The sequence below is a fragment of the Microbacterium sp. KHB019 genome (genome assembly GCF_037285405.1).
Lineage (GTDB): Bacteria > Actinomycetota > Actinomycetes > Actinomycetales > Microbacteriaceae > Microbacterium.
The window spans coordinates 907251-922850 of the sequence record NZ_JBBDHF010000002.1; the positions used below are offsets into that span (position 1 = coordinate 907251).

The 15600-nt window shown below is 68.4% G+C and carries 16 protein-coding genes; 10 read left to right on the forward strand and 6 right to left on the reverse strand.

The genetic code is table 11. From position 1 onward, the window contains the following. Positions 1 to 198 precede the first annotated feature (198 nt). Positions 199 to 960 carry a MarR family winged helix-turn-helix transcriptional regulator gene (locus KHB019_RS10850; RefSeq protein ID WP_337458947.1) on the reverse strand — a complete coding sequence of 254 codons (762 nt, stop codon included), beginning with the start codon at positions 958 to 960 and terminating at the stop codon, positions 199 to 201. 89 nt (positions 961 to 1049) lie between these two features. Between KHB019_RS10850 and KHB019_RS10855 the strand changes: the two genes are divergently transcribed. Beyond that, entirely contained in the window at positions 1050 to 1631 is a 582-nt protein-coding gene (locus KHB019_RS10855; RefSeq protein WP_230102518.1) for a MarR family winged helix-turn-helix transcriptional regulator, read from the forward strand. 34 nt (positions 1632 to 1665) lie between these two features. Here KHB019_RS10855 and KHB019_RS10860 read toward each other — a convergent pair whose 3' ends face one another. Next, positions 1666 to 3099: an MFS transporter gene (locus tag KHB019_RS10860; RefSeq protein WP_337458948.1), complete on the reverse strand. Its 1434-nt coding sequence runs from the start codon at positions 3097 to 3099 to the stop codon at positions 1666 to 1668. Positions 3100 to 3162: 63 nt separating this feature from the next. Further along, positions 3163 to 4050 (reverse strand): serine protein kinase RIO, encoded by an 888-nt coding sequence (locus tag KHB019_RS10865; protein ID WP_337458949.1) that lies wholly within the window; start codon positions 4048 to 4050, stop codon positions 3163 to 3165. A 258-nt stretch (positions 4051 to 4308) separates the two neighbouring features. Between KHB019_RS10865 and KHB019_RS10870 the strand changes: the two genes are divergently transcribed. Next, positions 4309 to 5511, forward strand: a complete 1203-nt coding sequence (locus KHB019_RS10870; protein WP_337458950.1) for an MFS transporter — start codon at positions 4309 to 4311, stop codon at positions 5509 to 5511. Here KHB019_RS10870 and KHB019_RS10875 read toward each other — a convergent pair. After that, positions 5508 to 6374 (reverse strand): helix-turn-helix transcriptional regulator, encoded by an 867-nt coding sequence (locus KHB019_RS10875; RefSeq protein ID WP_337458951.1) that lies wholly within the window; start codon positions 6372 to 6374, stop codon positions 5508 to 5510. The two genes, KHB019_RS10870 and KHB019_RS10875, sit on opposite strands and share 4 nt — an antisense overlap. Before the next feature lie 60 nt (positions 6375 to 6434). Then, positions 6435 to 7352 carry an alpha/beta hydrolase gene (locus KHB019_RS10880; protein WP_230102523.1) on the reverse strand — a complete coding sequence of 306 codons (918 nt, stop codon included), beginning with the start codon at positions 7350 to 7352 and terminating at the stop codon, positions 6435 to 6437. Positions 7353 to 7419: 67 nt separating this feature from the next. On the opposite strand from KHB019_RS10880, the gene KHB019_RS10885 reads away from it, so the two are divergent. The 7 genes from KHB019_RS10885 (at position 7420) to KHB019_RS10915 (ending at position 13301) form a co-directional block, all read left to right on the forward strand. Beyond that, positions 7420 to 8106, forward strand: coding sequence for a TetR family transcriptional regulator C-terminal domain-containing protein (locus tag KHB019_RS10885; protein WP_337458952.1), 687 nt, complete (start codon positions 7420 to 7422; stop codon positions 8104 to 8106). A gap of 9 nt (positions 8107 to 8115) precedes the next feature. Next, positions 8116 to 8688: an ATP-dependent endonuclease gene (locus tag KHB019_RS10890; RefSeq protein ID WP_230102525.1), complete on the forward strand. Its 573-nt coding sequence runs from the start codon at positions 8116 to 8118 to the stop codon at positions 8686 to 8688. A gap of 46 nt (positions 8689 to 8734) precedes the next feature. Continuing rightward, on the forward strand, positions 8735 to 9196 hold the full coding sequence (locus tag KHB019_RS10895; RefSeq protein WP_230102526.1) for a DUF3817 domain-containing protein: 462 nt from the start codon (positions 8735 to 8737) through the stop codon (positions 9194 to 9196). A 150-nt stretch (positions 9197 to 9346) separates the two neighbouring features. Beyond that, positions 9347 to 11215, forward strand: a complete 1869-nt coding sequence (dnaK, locus tag KHB019_RS10900; RefSeq protein ID WP_230102527.1) for a molecular chaperone DnaK — start codon at positions 9347 to 9349, stop codon at positions 11213 to 11215. Positions 11216 to 11217: 2 nt separating this feature from the next. Beyond that, positions 11218 to 11874 (forward strand): nucleotide exchange factor GrpE, encoded by a 657-nt coding sequence (locus tag KHB019_RS10905; protein ID WP_230102528.1) that lies wholly within the window; start codon positions 11218 to 11220, stop codon positions 11872 to 11874. Positions 11875 to 11886: 12 nt separating this feature from the next. After that, positions 11887 to 12873, forward strand: coding sequence for a DnaJ C-terminal domain-containing protein (locus KHB019_RS10910; protein ID WP_230102529.1), 987 nt, complete (start codon positions 11887 to 11889; stop codon positions 12871 to 12873). 2 nt (positions 12874 to 12875) lie between these two features. Then, positions 12876 to 13301, forward strand: coding sequence for a heat shock protein transcriptional repressor HspR (locus KHB019_RS10915; RefSeq protein WP_230102530.1), 426 nt, complete (start codon positions 12876 to 12878; stop codon positions 13299 to 13301). Between the two features lie 26 nt (positions 13302 to 13327). Here KHB019_RS10915 and KHB019_RS10920 read toward each other — a convergent pair whose 3' ends face one another. Continuing rightward, positions 13328 to 14647: a cytochrome P450 gene (locus KHB019_RS10920; RefSeq protein WP_325471110.1), complete on the reverse strand. Its 1320-nt coding sequence runs from the start codon at positions 14645 to 14647 to the stop codon at positions 13328 to 13330. A 139-nt stretch (positions 14648 to 14786) separates the two neighbouring features. On the opposite strand from KHB019_RS10920, the gene KHB019_RS10925 reads away from it, so the two are divergent. Next, on the forward strand, positions 14787 to 15452 hold the full coding sequence (locus tag KHB019_RS10925; RefSeq protein WP_337458953.1) for a GntR family transcriptional regulator: 666 nt from the start codon (positions 14787 to 14789) through the stop codon (positions 15450 to 15452). Positions 15453 to 15600: the final 148 nt, after the last annotated feature.

The following is a 15600-nucleotide window of genomic DNA, read 5'->3' on the forward strand; positions in this document are numbered from 1 at the left end:
CGCGAGCATCCGACCGATCGCCGCCCGAGACGGCGATGGCAGAAGGGTTTCCCGTCTCGCGAGAGCGTGCCACCCGAGAAAACCCTCTCCTATCGGTAGCGCCCTGACGCGGCGTGGGTCCGAGCGTGCCGACGCAGGCGAAGAACGTCGGTTGCGAGTATTCACAACCGACGTTTTCCTTCTCGCCAGAATGGCGGGTCAGCGGTCGTCGCGACCGCGGCTGAGCCCGGCCTCGAAGCCGCGCTCATAGGCGCCCCGCGCGAACCGCGCGAACCGCGCTCCGCCGTGGTCGCGACCGTTGTGACCGTGACCGTTGTGGCAATGACCGGCGTGTCCGTAACTGCCGTGCGGGGTGTGACCGTGGTGGCCGCGACCCTCGCCGTGAGCGAATGGGTGCCTGTCGTGACGGCACTCACCGCGCTCGTCGAAGCCACGTCCTTCGAAGTCGGGCGCGCCGTGCCCGGCGTGTTCGTGCTCGAATCCGCGCGGGCCGAATCCGTGACGGCCGAAACCGTGACGGCCGAAACCGTGACGATGCCCGCCGCCGCGGGGCAGTGGCGTGTTCTCGTCCCAGCCGAATGCGCGGGCGAGCTGCTCGAGCGTCGCGATCGTGGTGGCGAGATCCTCGGCGGGAACCGCGTCGGCGACCTTCGCACGGATGCCCTCGACGATGCCGCCCAGGCGCTCCTTGGCGTCACGGCCTTCGTCGGTGAGGGCCCAACTGCCATCGGCATCCGTCACCCAGCCGAGCTCGATGAGTCGGCTCAACTTGTGCACCGGCAGCGGGCGGGCGTCGGGCTCGACGGTGCTGGCGACGCGGTTCAGCATCCGCCAGTCGCGACGCGTGACCCCGAAGGATTCGAAGGCTGTGGCGAACTCGGCCGCCATGAGGCGGTCGACGGCCTTGAGCCAGTATCCGAAGGGGCGGGGGTTCTGTTCGTTGTTCTCAGTGGTGTTCATGAGAGAAGTCCTTTGCTTGTAACTGTGCATGTATATGTAGTGTGACATGCAATGTGGATCCATGTCAAGTCGCATGTAAAGTTGAGTTCGTGAGCAACGAGAATCCCGACCCGGCAGAAGCCATCGCGCACGCCCTTTCGCGCCTGCGCGGGCGGCGCTCCTTCGGCCCGCGCGCGCATGGGCATGGGCACGGGCACGGCGGTCCGCACGGCGAGCATGGCCCGCATGAGCACGGGACCCATGAGCACGACCGGGGATTCCGCGGTGCGCCAGGATTCGGTCCGGGAATCGGCGCGCCGCCGTGGGCTGGCGTGACCGGCGGCCCAGGAGGTCGCCTGGGGGGCCCGGCGTGGATCCGGATGCTGGACGCTCTCGCCGCGGCATCCGAACCGCTGAGCGTCAGCGCGCTCGGCGAGGCGATCGGCGTCGACCAGCCGCGGGCATCACGACTCGTGCAGCAGGGCGTTCAGCGCGGACTCGTGCAGCGCGAGGCCGACCCGGAGGACGGCCGCCGCACACGCATCGCGCTCACCGATGAGGGGCGCCGCATCGCGCGGGGCATGCGCGGCGAACGGCGTGAGGTGCTCTCTAAGGCACTCGAGTCGTTCACGGACGAAGAGAAGAACGAGCTCGCCAGGCTGCTCGCCAAGCTCGCCGACAACTGGACCTGATCAGAGACTGCGCCTGATCAGAGACCGGGCCTGATCAGACCCCGACGTCCTTCGGGAACCTCACGAACAGCAGCAGGATCAGGCCGAGGAGCAGGATCAGCCCGATTCCGAGCACGCCGTATACGATCCCGCCGAACCACATCAGGAACAGCGACCAGGCCAGCGGCGACAGGAACGAGGCCACGCGTCCCGTCGTCGCGTACAGGCCGAAGATCTCGCCCTGCTGACTCGGCGGCGTCAACCGCGTGAGCAGGCTGCGGCTGGCGGCCTGTGTCGGTCCGACGAACGCGCACAGCAGCAGGCCGCAGATCCAGAACACGATCGTCCCGAGGTCCTTGAGCGCGTAGACGACGAAGGCCATCGCGACCAGGCCGCTGAGGGCGATCACGATCAGGCGGCGTGGTCCGATCCTGTCGTCGAGGCGTCCGGCGAGCAGCGTCGAGATGCCGGCGACGAGGTTCGCGGCGAGGCCGAAGATGATGACCTCGAGGAAGGAGAACCCGAATCCCTGGGCCGCGAGAACGGCGCCGAACGCGAACACTCCGGCCAGCCCATCGCGGTAGACCGCCGCCGACAGCATGAACCAGAAGGTCGAGCGATTGGTACGGAACAGCTTGGCGATGTTCTGCGCCAGCACGACGTACGAGCGGAAGAAGCCCACCTTCTGCGAGCTGCCGTACGCGGGCGACTCCGGCACGTTGCGGAACATCGGGATCGAGAAGACGATCGTCCACACAGCGCAGATGATCGCGACGAGCTTGAAGGCGAGCGGCTCGCTCTGGCCGACGAGGAACAGCACCGGGATGCACACGATCAGGGCGACGACGCCGCCGATGTACCCCAGGCCCCAGCCGAGCCCTGAGATGCGCCCGACGTTCTTCGGCGTCGACACCTCGGAGAGCATCGCGTAGTAGCTGACGTTGCCGATCTCGCTGACCACCGCCGCGATCGCGACGGCGAACGCGCCGAACCAGAAGTAACTCGGGTCGGCATCGATGAAGAAGAGCGCGAACTGCAGCAGGGCGACGCCGATCGTCGCACCGATCACCCACTTCTTCTTGTTGCCGCGGGCATCGGCCTGCTGGCCAAGCACCGGCGCCAGCACGAGGATCACGATGCCGGCGGCGAAGTTCGCCCATCCCCACCATGCCGACAGATCGGTCAGACCGCGGCAGTAGTCCGATCCGATGTACTCGGCCTGGTTGCAGTTCATGTAGCTGCCGTCGGCGAGCAGCCCCGACGCGCGCACGTCATCGTCGAGGAACATTCGCGACGTCAGGTACAGCGCGATCCAGACGAAGGTCAGGATGACGGTGTTGAACGGCTGCAGCGCCCAGTCCCACATCGCCCAGGACACGACCTGCTTCCGCGTGGCGCTCGGCGCACCCTCGTGCTCGCGCCCGAAGGCCGTCATCGCGGCCGTGCTGATCGGCGTCTCTGCCGCAGGCCCAGCGTGCTCATCGCTCATGCTCGAAGTCTGGCCGCGTCCGGTGAACGGTGGGTAGCGGCGCGCCGACAGCGCCCGCGAGCTCTACGCGTAGGACGCGGCCATGAGCTCCGCGAACAGCTCTTCCGCGTCGCACTCCACGCGGTGCCTGGCGAACCAATCGCACACGTTGACGCAATCGCGGTGCAGCAGATCCAGCCCTTGAGGGTTCGCGATGATGTCGACGATCTGCGGCAGATCGATCACCCGCACGCGCCCCTCGTGCACGAGGAGGTTGTAGGGCGACAGGTCTCCGTGCGCGAAGCCGGCGCCGGCGAAGATGTGCATGAGCTCGACGACCTGTGCGAAGCAGTCGGCGAGTTCGGTCTTGCCACCGCGGATCTGCGCGAGGCGGGGCGCGGCCGCGCCGTCTGCGCCGATGAACTCCATCAGCACCTCGGAACCGTTGACCTGCACGGGGTAGGGGACGGGGGCCCCGAGCTCCCACATGCGGCTCAGGGCGCCGAACTCGGCGAACGACCACTCGGCCGCAGCCACCTCACGACCGAACGCCGTCTTCTTCGCCAGGGCTCGGGCGTCGCGAGACTTCTGCACGCCCCTGCCCTCGGTGTAGATGCCGGACCGATGGAAGGACCGGTGCTCAGAGCTGCGATAGCGCTTCGCCGCGAGCAGGGTGCGCGCGGTCGCGTCGCCAGGGACGGCTCGTTCGATGAGGAAGACGTCCGCCTCCTTGCCGGTCTTGAGGACGCCGAGCTCGGTGTCGATCGCGCCGGCGGAAGTCACGACCCACTCGGGCCAGGGCAGCGGACCCCGCTCAGACGGGGTGATCGCCGGCCAGGTGGTCCAGCGCTGGTCTTCGCCGGGTTCGACATCGGCGAAGGTGATGGATTCATCGAACTCGAGCGACGGGTCGAAGGAGTGCGAGGTGTCGAAAGGGACAGAAGCGTCGAAGGACGCGAAGGGTTCAGTCACGGTGGTCTGCTCCGAAAGGGAGGCCACGCGCGGATCAGGAGCGGGCGGCCTCGAGGGGAAGGATGTCGGCGAGGGGCGCGACAACGACAGTGCTCATGTCACGGCTCCTCTCTCGCGGACTTTCTTCCGGGCGTCCCGGCGCACGAGAGAGCTTAGGCCGACCCGTCGCGCCTGTAAAGGTTCGCGCTCCGGACGATCGGTCGGTTGCGGCGGACGCTCGGTCGGGCGCGGCATCCCCGCACCTGCGAACGTGGAACCATGACAACGACCGCGCCCATCCCCGTCACCACGCCGAGCACTGCCGAGCGCATCCGCTACGGCGCGCTCATCGTCGTGATGATGCTGAGCTTCCTCCTCGTCACGGCGGAGTTCCTTCCCAACGGCATGCTCACCGGGATGGCCGACGGCCTCGGCGTCACGCCGGGGCAGGCGGGGCAGACCGTGACGGTCACCGCGCTGGTCGGACTCATCGTCGCCCCGACGGTCGGGATGGTGTTCCCTCGTCTGGACCGTCGCTCACTGCTGGTCTGGATGGCGCTCGCCGCCGCGGCATCCAACCTCATCGTCGCGATCGCGCCGAACCTGATCCTCGTGCTGCTCGCCCGGTTCCTCCTGGGTGCGGCGCTCAGCACCTTCTGGTCGATGTCGATCACCGTCGCCGTGCGCATCGCAGGGCCCGAGCGGCTCGGCCGCGCGGTGATGTTCACCTCGGCGGGAACCTCGCTCGCCACCGTCGCCGGAGTACCGGTGGGCGTGATGCTGAGCGAGCTGATGGACTGGCGCGCGGTGTTCGCCCTCGCCGGCATCGTCACGGGGCTCCTCGCGATCGCGCTGCGGACGATGCTGCCGCCCGTGCCGGCCGCTCAGGTGTCGAGCTTCGGACTGCTGCTCGACACGATCCGCCGTCCTGGTGTCGGACTCGGCCTCGCCGGTCACGTGCTGGTCGTGCTCGGACATTTCCTCGCGTACACGTACATCCGTCTCGCACTCGAGCGGATGCCGGATGTCGATGGCGGCACGATCGTGCTGCTGCTGGCACTGTTCGGCATCGGCGGTCTGGTCGGCAACCTCACGATCGGCCTGATCGTGGACCGGACGTTCCGGCTCTTCGCCGTGCTCGCGCCCGCCGTGATCGCCGTCACCGTCGCTGCGACGATCCTGCTGTCGGGCTCGGTGTTCGGCGTCGGCATCGCAGTGTTCGTGTGGGGGTTCTTCTTCGCCTCGTGGCTGATCGTCGTGAACACCTGGGTGGGGCACCGGATGCCGGACCGCCTCGAGGCCGGCGGGAGCCTGGTCGTCGTCGGATTCCAGGCGGCGATCATGATCGCGGCCGGGGTCGGAGGAATCCTGGTCGACAGCATCGGGGTGGAGCCGTCGTACGGGCTCGGAGCCGCAGCGCTGGTGGTGGGAGCCGTGCTGTTCGGCGCGTCCAATCGGGCGCGCGGTGCCGGCGTCGCCTAGGCCGAGACCGGCGTGCGCCCGCGCTGTCTCCAGCGCGACGGAGCGACGCCCGTCGCCTTCCGGAACGCACGGCTGAATCCCTCGTCGGAGTTGTAGCCGAGGCGACGCGAGGTGTCCGAGACGGAGCTGCCGGCCTCCAGCATCCTCTTCGCCGACTCCATGCGCACCTCGGTGACGTAGCTCGCGGGCGAGCGGCCGAGGGTCGTGTGGAAGCGCGACGCGAACACCGATCGCGACATGGCGCCGATGCCGGCGAGCATCTCGACCGTCCACTCGCGACCGGGCTCCTGGTGGATGGCCTCGACGACGCGGTCGAGGAAGGCGTCGCCAGTCCGCGAGGGCCAGCCCTCCGGGGCGCACCCGATCGTCGACCACGCGCGGATCACGGACTGCAGCAGGGTCGTCGCCATCATGCGGCAGATCACCAGGTCGCCGTCGCGCTCAGGCGAATGGATCGCTCCCTCCACGCCGATGTGCTGCGCGAGTGCGGCCGCAGCCGGCTCGAGCTCATCGAAGCGACGGATCCATGCGATGTCGGGGAGCAGAGCGCGCAGGTGCGCTGCTTCGTCGGCCAGTGCCAGGCGCGAGACCAGAACCCCTGCCCCGGTCGGCACGCGAAGAGTGAGCGGGCTCTGCCCAGAGACGAGAAGCACGTCGCCCGAGGAGAGGGCATCGGGATGGGCGGCACCGGTCGGCAGGTGCACGTCGCCCGCGATCACGTAGATCACCGAGAGCGCATCGGGTTCGAGCGCGATGACCTCGTCGGCGGAGGCGAGAACGCGTATCTGCGAGCGGATGCGGATGGTGAGATCGCCCAGCAGCCGCTCCAGGGCGTCCTGCCGAGCGGCGACGGGTGCTGGCATCGCGACGAGGCTCATGGTTCAGGAAACCTGAGGCCGGCCCCGGGTATTCCAGGAGCCGCCTCAGGGGCGCATCTCGGACGCGGTTCGAGCGGGACGGGCGTCGCCGATGAATGCCGCATCCACCGCCCGCACGCCGCCCGATGCGAAGGCCAGAACGGCGTCGAGTGCTTCATCGGAGGCGAGGATGCGGTTGTGCCCCTGGCCGCGCGTGAGCAGCAGCCGCGAACTCGCGCCGTGCGCGTCGTGCAGCGCGAGCGCGTTCGAGGCGTCGAGTGCGCGGTCGCCGGTGTCGTGGACGACGAGCAGTTCGGTGTCGGCAGGCAGCGGATGCGCGAGCGAGTCGAACAGCGCGTCGGCCTCGGCCCGCTGCAAACCGAGGCGGCTGTAGAACGCGGATTCGAAGGCGCTTCGCGCGGCTGGCGACAGCCCCATCGTCCGTGCGAACTCGGTGTGGAAGGCATCCACCCGACCGGCCCCGGCGATGGACACCACTCGCGGGGCGTCGACGCCGTCGCGGACGGCGGCGAGAGCGGCGAACGCTCCGAACGAATGCCCGACGACGAGATCGAACGGGCCTTCCTGGCGGGTGAGCAGCTGGGCGGCGGCGATCCAGTCGCGGGCGTCGGTTCGCCTCCCGGACGAGCCGCCGTGTGCAGGGGCGTCGAAGGCGTGCACGCGGAACCCCTCCGAGACGAGATCACGCACCAGCGTCGCGAACTGCGATGCGCGTCCGTGCCAGCCGTGCATGAGCAGCGCGGCGCGCGTGCCCGTGCCCCATCGGTAGGTCTGCAGCTCATTGCCTCGCACCTCGACCACGTCGCGTCGAGCGGCGAAGTGCGTGATGTCATCCTCAGCGCGCACCCGCGTGCGCGGATGCGTCGAGAAGAACAGGGGAACGGCGAGACGACCGCCGATGGCGGCGGATGCTGCGGCGGCGAGGCGGATGCCGCCGACCGCGAGCTTGGTCGTTGTCGACACGAGTTGCTCCTATCTATACGAACGATCGTGCATAGACTATATGAACGATCGTTCGTAGACTAGGGACATGTCGGCATCCATCACCGCGGAGGCAGTGCCAGGGCTCGACGGCCGTCGTGCTCGGGGGGACGCGTCGCGGCGTTCCGTGCTGACGTACGCGACGGACCTCGTCTCGGTCGAAGGGCTCGACGGACTGAGCATCGGGCGGCTCGCCGAGGCATCGGGCCACAGCAAGAGCAGCATCGCCGGCCTGTTCCAGAACAAGGCAGGACTCCAGCTCGCGACGGTCGACGCCGGGCGCGCGGTGTTCATGGCCGTCGTCGTGGAACCGGCGCGAGAGCATCCGCGTGGGCTGCCGCGTCTCGTCGCTCTGATGGACCACCTGATCGAGTACTCCCGCACTCGCGTGTTCGCGGGGGGCTGCTTCTTCGCCGCTGTCAGCGCCGACGTCGATTCGAAGCCGGGTCCGGTCCGCGACGCCGTGCGCGTGGCCATGTCGGATTGGTACGGATACGTCGAAGCTCAGGTGCGCCATGCAGTCGACGCCGGCGAGCTCGACCTCGACGCGGAGGGCATCGAGGTGCTCGCGTTCGAGCTGCCCGCGCTGTACGAGCAGTCGAACGCACGGTCGCTGCTCTACGGCGACGAGCGCCCCTACGCCATCGCGGCAATGGCCATGCGCGACCGGCTGCTCAGGGCCGGGGCGGATGCAGCGGCGCTCGCGCTTCTCGAGGGTCCACGTACCGGACGCTAGGGTCGACCCATGGTTTCCGGCCGTGTGGCGCCGCGGGCTGTCGTGCTGTTCGAGGGCAGAAGCGACAGCCTCGCGTTCCGGGCCCTCGCGCGCCGCCGTTCCGCGCCGGTGGACGATCTCGAGCTGATCGAACTCGGCGGAATCACCAACCTGCGCCGGCAACTGCTGGCCCTGCAGGACGGAGGAGTAGCGCGCGTATTCGGCCTCTACGATGCGGCAGAGGGGCGCTACGTGAGCGGGGTGCTGCGTGGCGCCGGAATGATCGGAGACGGCGTGGAGGATCTCCGCTCGGTCGGATTCTTCGGGTGCGAGCGTGATCTCGAGGACGAGGTGATCCGGGCCGCGGGGCCGGACATGGTCCTCGAGACGCTCGCGGCGCGCGACGAGCTCACGCGCTTCCGCGTTTTCCAGGGCCAGCCGGCGCAGCGCGAACGTCGTATCGAGCACCAGCTGCACCGCTTCGCCGGCACCGCCGCAGGGCGCAAGGCCCGATTCGCGGCCGACGTGATCGACCTGGTTCCTCTCGAGCGGATGCCGCGTCCGCTCACCGAACTCCTGGATGCCGTCGCGCGGTGGCGGTGACGGCGGCATCACGTACCGTGGAGGTACACCCCGAACAAGGAGCGCGATGTTCCGCACCCCTGCGCGTCTGTACCGCGCCCTCGCGATCGCCGAGGCGATCACCTGGACCATCCTGATCGCCGCTCTCATCGCCAGAGCCCTGGGAGCCCCGGGGATCGTGGTGACCATCGGCGGCGGCATCCACGGATTCGTCTTCCTCGCCTACGGCGCCACGGCGATCCTCGTCGCTTTCAACCAGCGCTGGGTGATCGGCGTCGGCATGCTCGCGGTCGTCAGCGCGGTCGTCCCCTATGCGACCATCCCGATGGAGATCTGGCTGCACCGCACCGACCGCCTAGCCGGCGAGTGGCGCCTCGAGGAAAGCGATCATCCGCAGGACCGCGCCTGGTACGACCGGGTGATGCGCTGGTTCCTCCGCCGACCATGGGTTCTCGTGGCGCTCATCGCCGTGGCCGTGGTCGCACTTTACGTGATGCTCCTGATCGTCGGTCCGCCCGGCGGGAAATGAGCGCTGGAGCCCTCGCGTTCAAAGTTGAGCCAATTCATATCAAGTTCATTTGACAGCCGAACGTGCCTCGGAGTACGGTTGAGCCATCGCGACTCAGGTTTCTGATTCGCCCTCACTCTTCACTCGTACTTCAACCAGAAGGAGAATCACATGGCACGTGCTGTTGGAATCGACCTCGGAACGACGAACTCCGTCGTCAGCGTCCTCGAGGGTGGCGAGCCGAAGGTCATCGCCAACGCCGAGGGCTTCCGCACGACCCCGTCCGTGGTCGCCTACACCAAGGACGGCGAGGTGCTCGTCGGCGAGACCGCCAAGCGCCAGGCCGTCACCAACGTCGACCGCACCGTCGCATCCGTCAAGCGCCACATGGGCACAGACTGGAGCTTCGACGTCGACGGCAAGAAGTGGACGCCGCAGGAGATCTCCGCGCGCATCCTCCAGAAGCTCAAGCGCGACGCCGAGTCCTACCTCGGCGACACAGTGACGGACGCCGTCATCACCGTTCCCGCGTACTTCAACGACGCCGAGCGCCAGGCCACCAAGGAGGCCGGTGAGGTCGCTGGACTGAACGTCCTGCGCATCATCAACGAGCCGACCGCCGCCGCCCTGGCGTACGGCCTGGACCGCGGCAAGGAGGACGAGCTCATCCTCGTCTTCGACCTCGGTGGCGGAACCTTCGACGTCTCGCTGCTCGAAGTGGGCAAGGACGACGACTTCTCGACCATCCAGGTGCGCGCCACCGCCGGTGACAACCGCCTCGGCGGTGACGATTGGGACCAGCGCCTGGTCGATCACCTCATCAAGCAGTTCAAGGAGACCAGCGGCGTCGACGTGTCGGGCGACAAGATCGCCCTGCAGCGTCTGAAGGAGGCTGCCGAGCAGGCGAAGAAGGAACTCTCCTCCTCGACCAGCACCTCGATCAACCTGCCGTACCTGTCGCTGACCGAGTCCGGCCCCGTCTCGCTCTCCGAGACGATCACCCGAGCGAAGTTCGAGGACCTGACCAAGGACCTCCTCGACCGCACGAAGAAGCCGTTCGAGGACGTCATCCGCGAGGCGAACGTCAAGGTCTCCGACATCGATCACATCGTGCTCGTCGGTGGCTCGACCCGTATGCCCGCCGTCGCCGATCTCGTCAAGCGCGAGACCGGCAAGGACGCCAACAAGGGTGTCAACCCCGATGAGGTCGTCGCCGTCGGCGCCGCACTTCAGGCCGGTGTCCTCAAGGGCGAGCGCAAGGACGTCCTGCTCATCGACGTCACCCCGCTGAGCCTCGGCATCGAGACCAAGGGCGGCCGCATGACGAAGCTCATCGACCGCAACACCGCGATCCCGACCAAGCGCAGCGAGACCTTCACCACGGCAGACGACAACCAGCCGTCCGTCGCGATCCAGGTCTTCCAGGGCGAGCGCGAGTTCACCCGCGACAACAAGCCGCTCGGCACCTTCGAGCTCACCGGCATCGCTCCGGCTCCCCGCGGCCTGCCGCAGATCGAGGTCACGTTCGACATCGACGCGAACGGCATCGTGCACGTGTCCGCCAAGGACAAGGGCACAGGCAAGGAGCAGTCGATGACCATCACCGGCGGCTCGTCGCTGTCGAAGGATGACATCGAGCGCATGGTCCGCGAGGCCGAGGAGAACGCCGCCGAGGACAAGAAGCGCGCCGAGGCTCTCGAGCAGCGCAATCAGGCCGAGACGCTCTCGTACTCGATCGAGAAGCTGATCAAGGAGAACGAGGACAAGCTCCCCACCGAGGTCAAGGACGAGGTTCAGGCCGACGTCGACGCTCTGAAGACGGCTCTGGCCGGCGATGACGACGACGCCGTCAAGACCGCGCTCGACAAGCTGAATCAGTCGCAGAGCAAGCTCGGCGAGGCCATCTACGCTCAGTCGCAGGCGGACGCCGCGGCCGGAGCATCGGCCGGCTCCGCTGAGGGTGAGGCCCCGGCAGACGAGGCATCCGAAGAGGATGTCGTCGACGCCGAGGTCATCGACGACGAGGACGAGAAGAAGTAACCATGACGGACAAGAACTTCGAAGAAGTTCCTGAGGACGAGGGGTCGGATGCTGCGGCATCCGGCCCCGCGCCGCAGGAGAACGCCGATTCCGCCGAGGCCAAGGCCGCGGAGGGATCCGATGAGTCGCCGGCCGACGGAGCGGACTCGCTCCCTGATCCTGCCGAAGGGTTCACGGTCGACGACATCCTGAACGCAGCGCAGACCGACGACGCCGCCGCGGGAGACGCCGCGATCGCCGACGCCGAGTCGGCGCTGCTGAACGACCTCAAGCGCCTGCAGGCGGAGTACGCCAACTACCGCCGCCGCACCGAGGAGCAGCGTCACATCGAGATCGCGCGCGCCAAGGGCGAGGCGGCCAAGGGCCTGCTCCCCGTGCTCGACGATCTCGATCGCGCCACGCAGCACGGTGATCTCGTCGAGGGCACGCCGTTCTTCGTGATCGGCGAGAAGGTGCGAGCGGTCGTGGAGCGCCTGGGCGTCGTCTCGTACGGCGAGGCGGGCGAGGAGTTCGATCCGCAGCACCACGAGGCGATCTTCCAGCAGCCGACGCCCGGCGCCGAGAAGTCGACGATCCTCGAGGTCGTCGAGGTCGGATATCGCCTCGGCGATGTCGAGCTTCGTCCTGCGAAGGTCGTCGTCGCCGTTCCTGCGGAATAGGCCGGGTGATTCATGGCCAGCCAGGATTGGTTCGACAAGGACTTCTACAAGACGCTCGGCGTCACCAAGGACGTCAGTGACGCGGATCTGAAGAAGACGTACCGCAAGCTGGCTCGCAAGTATCACCCCGACTCCAACCAGGGGGATGCCAAGGCCGAGGCGACGTTCAAGGAGATCAGCGAGGCGTACTCGGTGCTCTCCGACCCGGAGCAGCGCAAGGAGTACGACGAGATCCGGGCCATGGGCTCCGGCGCGCGTTTCACTGCCGGCGGCTCGGGGGCGGGCGGCTTCGAGGACGTCTTCAGCCGATTCGGTCAGGGCGGCCGCGGCCAGCAGAGCGCCGACTTCGAGGACATCTTCGCGATGTTCAACCAGGGGCAGGGCGGCAGCTTCGGCTCCGGACGCTTCGGGCAGACGACCGGCGGGTTCCGCGGGTTCGGCGGTCCGCAGAAGGGTGCGGATGTCACGGCTCGAACGACCCTGGATTTCGTCACCGCCGTGCAGGGTGAGACCATCACCCTGCAGGGCGAGGACGGCAAGCCGTTCAAGGTGAAGATCCCCGCCGGCGTCGCCGACGGTCAGAAGATCCGCCTGCGTGGCCGGGGTCGCCCGTCGCCGGACGGCGGCGAGAGGGGTGACATCGTCGTGTCGATCACCGTGCGTCCGCATCCGGTGTTCACCCGCGATGGGCTCAATCTCCGCCTGACGGTGCCGGTCACCTTCACCGAGGCGACCCTGGGCGCCACGATCGAGGTGCCGACCCTGAGCGGTGATGTCGTCAAGCTCCGCGTCGCGCCGGGAACGCCGTCCGGGCGCGTCCTGCGCGTCAAGGGTCGAGGCGTCACCAGTTCGAAGGGAACAGGCGACCTGCTCGCCGAGCTCCAGGTCGCGGTGCCGACTCATCTCGATGATGCCTCGCGCGAGGCGCTTCAGCGGTTCCAGGAGCTGGAGCCGAAGGAGAACCCGCGCGCCGACATGATGGCGAAGGCGCGGGCCTGACCATGGTTGAGGACGAGGACGCTCCGGTCTTCGCGATCGCCGTCGCGGCCGAGCTCGCCGGCATGCATCCGCAGACGCTCCGGCAGTACGACCGGATCGGACTCGTCGTCCCGGGCCGCACACGCGGCGGATCCCGTCGGTACTCGGCTCGCAACATCGAGCAGCTCCGCGAAGTGGCACGGCTCTCCGGCGACGGCATGAGCCTGCCGGCGATCGCGCGGCTGCTCGATCTCGAAGACGAGGTGCGGATGCTGCGCCGCAGAGTCCTCGACCTCGAGGGCGCGCTGCGCGCCGAGCGGCAGAACCGCCCAGGCGTCCGCGTCTTCGCCGCCGGCGCGACCGGCGTCGTCCCTGTTACCGGTGGCCGTCGCATCCGCCGTTCGACAGAAGTGGTGCTCTGGCGACCGGTGCGCGGCGATGAGGGCTAGCCACTCGATCGGCACCCGAGCCGAGGTCAGTGGAACGGGCAGCGGGACGGTGCTCCCGATGCGCGGACGATCCCGCCGGATGCCGGTTTGGTGGGGAGGCGCCGCCGGTTCACGCCGAGTCCGGTCGGCAGGATCCTGACGCGCGGATCGCTCAGCGCCGCGATCGCGGTCGCGAGACCGGCGATGGCGAGTTTCTCCCCAGGGCAGCGGTGGCCGGTTGCCACCCCCGCACCGCCGTGCGGGATGAACTCCTCGATAGCCTCGTAGTCCTCGACGCCGATGAACCGGTCGGGGTTGAACTCTGCGTGCCGGTGCCAGGAGTGCGCATCGGTGTTCGTGCCGAGGATGTCGAGTACGACTCGGCCGCCGGCGGGAACGCTCACGCCATCGAGTTCCACGTCTGTGAGGGCCCAGCCGGGCAGCATCGGCACGAACGGCGCCGTGCGTCGGATCTCCTGCGCGAAGGCCGTGGCGAGCGGCCCGCCGACCAGGCTGCCGCGCTCGGAGGTCTCGTCGGCGATGCGCGAACGCCACGACGGGTGCTCGTGCAACGCCTTGGCGGCGAAGGCCACGAAGCGCGCGACGGCGATCATCGGCCGCAGGCTGTTCTGCAGCTCGACACCGGCGAGGCGGGCGGGCAGCACTTGACCGTGCTCGTCGAGGTGCGCCGCCCATGCGCGAAGCGCCGTGCCCTCCGGCGCCGTCAGGGAGCCGATCCGCACGGCCTCTATCAGCCGTTGCGCGTGACGATCCGACCAGGCTCGGTTGACGAGCGCGAGAAGAAGGGCCGGCGAGTAGGGTGCTCCGAACCCGTCCACGATCTGGGCGAGTCTCGCCGCCCAGCGTGTCTGTGCGCCAGGGGTCCCCGGCAGACCTGCCCACCTCATGACGGATCGTCCGAACGCGCCGACCGCGGCATCGTACGCGGAGCGGTTGCCTCCACCGACCCACGCGTCGAGTTCGATCCGCCACTCGCGTTCGAGCAGCGGCGAGAGACGTGCGACCTGAGCGTCCTCGTAGGCGACGTCGACGAAGGTGGCCTTGCGGTGACGATGCTCTGCGCCGTCGAGACTGTGCACGGAGCGGTGGCCGAAGAGCGTCTCCTGCACGATCGCGGGCATCGCGCCGTGCCGAGCGATGCGGGTGCTGTCGTAGAACAGCTCGACTCCGGCGGCTCCGCGCACGAACACCGCCTGGCTGCCGAGGAGCCGCATGGGCGCTGATCGTGCGCCTTCGCGCACCCGTCGCCAGATGCGGTCGCCGAAGCCGTAGCCACGCGTCAGGAGGGAGGGGGCGTCGTCGTGGAGCGCATTCTTCACGGTGATGGGAATGGTTCGAGATCGCATGTCGCCACCCTGCCAGGAGCGGTCGTCGGGGCCGAGGGGGAGGCGCGTCGGACGCGTTTGTGCTAACGGAGCGATGAGCCCGCGATTCTCCATGATCGAAGGGGTGTGTATTCTGTTGACAGTCGACGGGAGGTCACAGATGACGCAGACGGTGCAGCGCGGCGAGTCGCTCGGCGCCCAGATCGCGCGCGTGCTGCGGCACCGGATCGTCCGCGGCGAACTGGCCCCGGGGTCGCGCATCACGGAGGAGGCGCTCGCCGAGGAGTTCTCCGTCAGTCGGGGCCCGGTCAGGGACGCCCTCACCCAGCTCAGTTTCGAGAAGCTCGTCGAGGTGCAGCGACCTCGCGGGGTGTACATCGTCGGCCTCACCGTCGACGACGTCGATCAGCTCTACAGCCTCCGCGGAGCGCTGGAACAGCTCGCCCTCTCTCGCGCGATGCGGGTCGAGGACCCGGCCAGATGGACGGCGATGGCAGCGGCCGTTGGCCGCATGGGCGCGGCGGCGGATGCCGGTGACCACGCCGCTTTCGTCGCCGCTGACCTCGAGTTCCATTCGCAGATCTACGCCCTCGCCGACCACCCGAGACTGGAGGGAGCGTGGAATCAGTACCTCCCGACCTTCTCCGCGCTGCTCGAGGTCACGATCAATCACGATGAGGATCTGCACGAGTCCGCGGGCGACCACGTGAAGCTGATGGATGTCATGCGCGGCGGTGCTGAGGACGTCGCCGCCGACGTCCTCGTCGCGCATCTCGACGGTGCCCGCGATCGGATGCTGAGCGAGCTCGAGCAGCGCCGGGCCTGAGCTCGGCCGGCTCCGGCGCATGCTCCGGCTCTGGCTCCGATCGAGGTCGGGCGAGGGTCGAGCGCGGCGGCGGCGTGCGCACGCGTCGGCGCTTGAATGTCGCAGTGTTGACTGTTAACAGTGAACACTGCTACGCTGACGGCGTCGT